5 protein-coding genes and 1 pseudogene are annotated in these 6,661 nt (G+C 71.2%); 2 read left to right on the top strand and 4 right to left on the bottom strand.

Features of this window, described 5'->3' with window-relative positions:
* From ACLEQD_RS34005 to ACLEQD_RS33990, 4 genes are all read right to left on the bottom strand, one after another.
* Nucleotides 1-728 (bottom strand): WD40 repeat domain-containing protein (locus tag ACLEQD_RS34005; protein ID WP_410389781.1); only part of this gene is annotated, 728 nt, incomplete at its 3' end.
* Entirely contained in the window at nucleotides 725-2,869 is a 2,145-nt protein-coding gene (locus ACLEQD_RS34000; protein ID WP_410389779.1) for an ABC transporter substrate-binding protein, read from the bottom strand. The genes ACLEQD_RS34000 and ACLEQD_RS34005, both read right to left, overlap by 4 nt.
* A gap of 189 nt (nucleotides 2,870-3,058) precedes the next feature.
* Complete coding sequence (dnaJ, locus tag ACLEQD_RS33995) at nucleotides 3,059-4,180, bottom strand: molecular chaperone DnaJ (protein ID WP_410389777.1); 1,122 nt, start codon at nucleotides 4,178-4,180, stop codon at nucleotides 3,059-3,061.
* A 124-nt stretch (nucleotides 4,181-4,304) separates the two neighbouring features.
* Entirely contained in the window at nucleotides 4,305-4,745 is a 441-nt protein-coding gene (locus tag ACLEQD_RS33990; protein ID WP_120523638.1) for a hypothetical protein, read from the bottom strand.
* Here ACLEQD_RS33990 and ACLEQD_RS33985 point away from each other — a divergent pair.
* Both ACLEQD_RS33985 and ACLEQD_RS33980 read left to right on the top strand, forming a co-directional pair.
* Nucleotides 4,633-5,760, top strand: a pseudogene (locus ACLEQD_RS33985) (ABC transporter transmembrane domain-containing protein); the annotation flags it as partial. The gene ACLEQD_RS33990 and the pseudogene ACLEQD_RS33985 sit on opposite strands and share 113 nt — an antisense overlap.
* A gap of 202 nt (nucleotides 5,761-5,962) precedes the next feature.
* On the top strand, nucleotides 5,963-6,661 hold a 699-nt coding region (locus tag ACLEQD_RS33980; protein ID WP_410389776.1), incomplete at its 3' end, for an ABC transporter ATP-binding protein.

The raw sequence follows: 6,661 nt of genomic DNA, 5'->3' as shown, positions 1-6,661 counted from the left end.
CCGCTCGAGTGCGTGCGCGCCGCGTCCGGCCGCGCGGTCTGGTCCGGCGTGTCCGACGCGCGCACGTGGCCGTCCCAGCCGCCCGAGTACAGGGTCCCGTCCGCCGTGAACGCCAACGCGCTCACCGGCCCCGTGTGCAGCCGCGCCTCCGCCGAGAACTCCAGCGCGGGCACCGACACCAGCGACACCAGGCCCTGGGTGCTGCCCACCGCCAGCCACTTGCCGTCCGGATGGAAGGCCACCGACACCAGCGGCTCCTCGGTGGCGAGCAGCGCCCGCTGCGTCCCCGTGGCCACGTCGAACAGCTGCACCGCGCCGCTGCGGCTCACCGTCGCCACCAGCGCACCGTCGGGAGCGAAGGCCACGCCTTCCGGGTCGAACTCGGAGGCGTTCACCAGGGCGTCGAACCGCTCGGTGGGCGCGGCCGCGCCCGTGGCGCTGGCAGTCCCCAGGTCCCAGACCGTGAGCCGCTGGCCGATGGTGCCGTTCGCGAAGCGCGTGTACGCGACGAGCGGGCTTCGGGGCGCGAAGTCCACCGTCCAGATGACGTCCTTGCGGTTGAGGACGGTGGGCTCGCCGTCGAAGCCCTCCACCGCGCCGGAGAGGAAGCCTCCGGGCGTGGACTCCAACCGCGTCACCGTGTCCGGCGCAAGGCCCGCGGCCGTGTGCGCGCAGCCCGTGAGCGCCAGGGCGCCCGCGAGGACGAAGCCCCCGGCACGCAGGCTCATGAACCCGAGCCGCGGACGGCGGCCTTCTCCTTGTCCACGTTGATCTCGTTCACGCCCTTGCTGTCCACGGACAAGAGGAACAGCTGCTTATCCGCTTCCCGCTTGTCGTTGAACGACGTGCGGCCGGTGGCGCCGTCGAAGTCCTTCAGCCCCGCCAGCGCCTCACGCATCGCCGCGCGCGTGTTGGGCCGCTGCTTGTCAATCACCTGCCGCATCATGCGCGCCGAGTCGTAGCCGATGGCCTCCAGCAGGCCCGGGTCACGCCCCGTCTCCTTGTACGCGTCGCGGTAGGTCTTCACGAACTTCTGCGTCGCGGGCCGCTGCGAGTCCACGAAGAAGCCGTCCACGTACACCGAGCAGGTGACGAACTTGCCGCCGCGCTCCAGCAGCTCCGGCAGGCCCGAGCGGCCCTTGGGGCTGGACCACTGGTTGGTGCCGAAGAGCGTGACGGTCTTCAGGTCCTTCTTGCCCGTCGTCTTGCGGATGCGCTCCAGGTCGCGCGGGTCGCACGCGTTGGTGACGATGTCCTCCACCGCGAGCGCGGGCGTCACCAGGCTCACCCGGCGCCAGTCGTCCGGGATGAAGAGGCCCTCGAAGTCGATGATGGGCTCCACGCCGCTGCGGGCCTTCTCCATGGCCTTGCGGCGGCGGTACGCGTCGGTGAACTTCTCCCCCTGCACGTCGCGCACGGCCTCCGCGTAGTCGCCGCGGTCCTCCAGGTAGTAGCGGCCCACCAGGCGCTTGGCCTCGCCGGTGAACGTCGTCTGGTCGTAGGAGTAGGACTCCGCGCCGCGCACCACGCCGCCGCGCGACACCACGTCGTCCCAGAACTCGTTCGCCAGCTCCACACCGTAGGGGATGTTCGGGTAGAGCACCGCGAAGCGCTTGTAGCCCTTCACGTTCATCGCGTAGTCCGCGATGGCGCGCGCCTGCGCGGAGTTCGTCAGCATGTTGCGGAAGACGTACGGGCCAATGTCCGTGATGCCCTCCTGACGGCTCAGCGTCAAGAGCGGCACCTGGAGCTCCTCCGCCAGCAGCGCCGCGCGCTTGGTGTCGTCCACCAGCAGCGGGCCCATGGCCGCGATGGCGCCGTCGTCGAACGCCAGCTGCTCCATCGCCGTGCCCGTCTTGTTGACGTCGCCCTGCGTGTCCTTCACCACCAGCTCGATGTCGCTGCCCTGCAGGCCCAGCTTCACGCCGCGCAGCACCGCCTCGCCGATGGGCTGGTAGCGGCCCGTCATGGGCAGCAGCACCGCCACGGTGCGCGGATGCACCTCCACGCGGCGGGTGGCGCGCGCGAGCAGCTCCTTCGCCTGCGGCGCGAAGGTGCTGTTGGGCGCTTCGCGCAGGTACGTCTGGAGCGTCTCCTCCAGGCGGGTCCAGTCCCGCAGGTGGTAGTAGATGCGCGCCAGCTTGAACTGGAGCACCGGCCACGCGGGGTTGGACGGGGACAGCCCCTCCTGCACGCGCGCGATGTCGAGGAAGCTGGCGCGGCCCTCCACCAGCTGCTCCACCTTCTGCACCGCGGCGGTCTTCTCCTCCTGCGTCTGGGCGTCCCCGGCGTCCTTCACCGCGGACGACAGCGCCTGCGAGAACAGGCCCGCGCCTTCCGCCGCGCGCGCGGCCTCCTTCAGCAGCTGCTCCTTCTCCGCACCCTCCGCGCGCTCGGCCAGGCTGGTGAGCGTCTGGTACGCGTCGCGGTAGGCGCCCACCTCCATGGCGGAGACGGCCAGCTTGTGCTTGGCGTCCTCGGCCTGGGCGTAGAGGGGGTTCTCGAAGAGCAGCTCGTTGAAGGTCTTGCGCGCGTTCGCGTAGTCCTTCGCCTCGAAGTAGAGGACGCCCGCGTTGTAGAGCGCGTCCTGGCCGGCGGTGGTGGCGGGGTACGCCTTGCGCACGGCCAGGTAGGCCTCCGCGGCCTGCTTCTTGTCCGGGTTTGCTTGCGCCTGCGTGCGGGCCTGCGCGAGCGCGGCGTTCGCGGTGGCGTCCTGCCTCACCTCCACGCGCGGGCGGTTGGACTGGGTGGAGTCGCCCCCGGAGGTGCCGTCCCGGCTGTCGGTGCGGGAGGGCGACTTGGGGCAGGCGGTCAACGTCAGGGCCAGCGCGGCGACGAGCGCGCGGCGCGATGCGGAGAGGACTTCCATGGCGAGGTGCATAGCAGCGCGGGTGCGGCTCCGTCGACACTTGAGCGGGGGGAAGATTCCCCTGGAACGTCCGCTTCAGTGCACCGCGCGTGCCCGCCTGCGTCACCGAGGGGAGCCGCCCTCCCCTCCCCCGCCGCGCGCGGCCCCGGAGCCACGCTCGCGCGCGGCCCCGGACGCACGCCCGGCCTCCTAGCCGAAGAGCTCCTTCACCTTGTCGAAGAAGGTCTTCGACTGGGGATGGGTCTCCTCGCCGGACACCTCCGCGAAGCGCTCCAGCAGCTCGCGCTGCTTGGACGTCAGCTCCGTGGGCGTTTCGATGATGACGCGCACGTGCTGGTCGCCGCGCTGCTGGCTGTGCAGGTGCGGGATGCCCTTGCCGCGCAGCCGGAACACCTTCCCGGACTGGGTCCCCTGCGGGATGGTCATCTTCACCTTGCCGTCCAGCGTGGGCACGTCGATCTTCGCGCCCAGCGCCGCCTGCGTGAAGGACACCGGCACCTCGCAGAAGACCTCGTACTCCTCGCGCTGGAACAGCGGGTGCTCGCGCACGATGACCGTCACGTACAGGTCCCCCGGAGGCCCGCCCCGGTCGCCCGGCTCGCCCATGCCGCCCAGCCGCACGCGCGTGCCGTTGTCCACGCCGCCCGGGATGGCGACCTCGATGACCTCTTCGGACGGCGTCTTCCCGGAGCCCCGGCACTTGCCGCACGGATCCGGGATGGTGGCGCCCGTGCCGCCGCAGTCACCGCACGGCCGGGACACCGCGAAGAAGCCCTGCGAGTAGCGCAGCTCCCCACTGCCGCCGCACGCCGCGCAGGGCCGTGGGGCCGCGCCGCTCTTGCTGCCGGAGCCGGAGCAGGTCTCGCACTTCTTCGGACGGGGGATGGTCACCTTCGGGCGGCAGCCGAACGCGGCCTCCTCGAAGGAGATCTCCAGGTTGTAGCGCAGGTCCGCGCCCCGGCTGTTGCGCTGCCGGCCCCGGCCACCGCCACCCCCGAAGATGTCGCCGAAGATCTCCCCGAAGATGTCGTTGATGTTGACGCCCTGGAAGCCGCCGCCCGCGTCCCCGAAGGGGTTGCCCGCGTGTCCGAAGCGGTCGTACTTCGTGCGCCGGTCCGGATCACTCAGGACCTCGTAGGCCTCCGAGGCCTCCTTGAACTTCTCCTCGGCCTCGTGGTTCCCGGGGTTGCGGTCCGGGTGGTACTGCAACGCGACCTTCCGGAACGCGCTCTTCAGGTCCTGCGCCGTAACGTTCTTCTGGACGCCCAGGACCTCGTAGTAGTCGCGCTTCTGCCCTGCGGCCCCTGCCATTGAATCGAACCCCTGGAATTTGCTGGCGTTTTCAAGCTGCGTAGAGAATCGGAGTCACTATAACGCAGCGAAACCCACCAGCAATCCAGGCCGGTCCAACCCAGGTGACGCGAGCACGGCGGGGCTACACGGTCCAGACGCGGTTCACGGTCAGCTCCATGCGGGCGAGCCGGCGCTTGAGGGCCGGGTCCACGGGGCCGTTGATGGACCACTTGGGGACCACGAAGTGCAGCTCCGCGTTGTAGAGCTTGGCGGCGCTCGCCAGCAGGCTCCAGCGGTTCTCCGCGGTGGGATCATCCACCATGCCCGGGGTGACGATCTCCAGGATGATGGGCGTCCGGGCGGAGTCGGACTGACGACAGGTGAAGTCCGGCCGGTGATCCTCGATGGTGCCGGAGAGTACGGGCGGCGGCATGAAGCCAGGGAGCCGGGCCTTGATGTCCGAGTAACCGATGGTGCGGAAATACTCGGCCATCAGCCAGAGCAGACGGCGGCGCTCTTCGTCATCCACGACCGACTCGCAGCCGGGATTGAACAGGACTTCTTTCTCGGAGTTGGTTTCCATGGCGCCTCTCAAGCTGTCCGCATGTGTGGGATGCGGCAACGCAGGCGGGCGCGAGCGCTCCCTGACCGGCCGTGGGGCAGCCGGCCATGCACGCCGGCTTCCCACGTCCCTTTGGCTTGGACGCCACCGTCGCCTCGGTGACAGAGTGCCCCCCCTCCCCGTGGCCCCCCGTCCCTCCGCGCACGTCTATCGCCGGCTCCTGGGCTACCTGCGCCCGTATCGCCGGTTGCTCTTCGCGGGCACGCTGGCCTCGCTCGCCGGCGCCGCCGCCACCGCCGCGTACGCCTGGATCGTCGGGCCGCTGCTGCGCGCCGTCCTCACCGGCGCCCCCGTCACCGTCGCGGGGATGACCCTGTCGCCGGAGGCCCTGCTGTCCCGGCTGCCCCTGCTGGTCGTCGCGGTGGCGGTGGTGAAGGCCACCGCCCAGTTCCTTCAGGGGGGCCTGATGCAGCGGCTGGGCCAGCGCGTGATGGCCGACCTGAGAGGCTTTCTCTACGGCCGCCTGCTCGCCCAGCCGCCGTCTTTCTTCGAGCAGCGCCACTCGGGGGAGCTTGTCTCCCGGTTCACCTCGGACGTCCCCCTGGTGGAGTTCTCCGTCACCCAGGCGCTGTCATCGTACGTGAGGGATGGGCTGCAGATTGTCGCCCTGCTGGCGACCTGCTTCCTCATCGACGCGAAACTTTTTCTCTTCACGTTCGTCGTCGTCCCCGTGACCGTGCTGCCGGTCACCCGGTTCGCGCGCTCGCTCAAGAAGGTGGCGACCCGCTCGCAGGCGAACCTGGGCGCGCTCAGCGCCATCACCGCCGAGCAGCTCCAGAACCTGCCCGTGGTGCAGGCGTACGGGACGGTGCCGCGCGCGCTGGAGTCCTTCGACCAGGAGGCGGAGGCGTACCTGAACGAGATGCGCCGCTCGCTCTTCATCCGCGGCGCGTTCAGCCCGACGGTGGAGCTGCTGGGCATCGTGGGCGTGGCGGCGGCGGTGGCGTGGGGCGCCCGCGCGGTGTCCATGGATCCGTCGCTGGCCGGGCGGCTCCTGTCCTTCATGGCGGCGGCGCTGCTGCTCTACCAGCCGGTGAAGTCGCTGAGCGGCACGCTGTCCCAGGTGCTCACGGGGCTGGCGGCGGCGGAGCGGCTCTTCGCGCTCGCGGACGCGCCGGTGCCGCCGGACGTGGGCGCGGAGGCCTCCGCCCCTGTCGCGCGCCCTGGAGCTGTCCGGCGTGCGCGCCACCTACGCGGACGGACGCGAAGCGCTCAAGGGCGTGGACCTGACGATTCCCGCGGGCTCGCGCGTGGCGCTGGTGGGCCCGTCCGGCGCGGGCAAGACGACGCTGTTCTCCGTGCTGCTGGGCTTCCTGCCCCCGAGCGGCGGCGAGGTGAGGTGGGACGGCCTGCCGCTGTCGTCGCTGAAGGCCTCCAGCGTGCGCGGCCAGGTGGCGTGGGTGCCGCAGGAGCCGGTGCTCTTCTCCGGCACCGTGCGCCACAACCTGCGCCTGGGGCAGCCGGACGCGCCGGATGACGCGCTGTGGGAAGCGCTGCGGCTGGCGCACGCGGAGGACTTCGTGCGCGCGCTGCCCGGCGGCCTGGATGAACCCGTGGGCGAGCGGGGCGGCCGGCTGTCCGGCGGCCAACGGCAGCGGCTGGCCCTGGCGCGCGCCTTCCTGTGCCGCCCGTCCCTGCTGCTGCTGGATGAGCCCACGAGCGCCCTGGACGCCACCAGTGAAGCGGCGGTGGGCGCGGGGCTCGCGGCGCTGATGAAGGGCCGCACGGTGCTGGTCATCGCGCACCGGCTCAGCACCGTGCGCGACGCGGACCTCATCGCCGTGGTGGAGCATGGCCAGGTGGTGGAGGCCGGCACGCACGAGCAGCTGCTCGCGCTGCGCGGCCGCTACGCGCGGCTGCTGGGCGAAGGCGCCGTC

It is taken from the genome of Corallococcus sp. 4LFB (assembly GCF_046520365.1).
Taxonomy (GTDB): Bacteria; Myxococcota; Myxococcia; order Myxococcales; family Myxococcaceae; genus Corallococcus; species Corallococcus caeni.
The sequence above is the reverse complement of the archived record's forward strand: the minus strand, read 5'-3'. Positions and strand labels throughout refer to the sequence as shown.

Excerpts from the sequence above, each read along its gene's own strand:
- ACLEQD_RS34000 (WP_410389779.1), bottom strand. The coding sequence starts at position 2,869 with ATGGAAGTCCTCTCCGCATCGCGCCGCGCGCTCGTCGCCGCGCTGGCC.
- dnaJ (WP_410389777.1), bottom strand. The coding sequence starts at position 4,180 with ATGGCAGGGGCCGCAGGGCAGAAGCGCGACTACTACGAGGTCCTGGGC.
- ACLEQD_RS33990 (WP_120523638.1), bottom strand. The coding sequence starts at position 4,745 with ATGGAAACCAACTCCGAGAAAGAAGTCCTGTTCAATCCCGGCTGCGAG.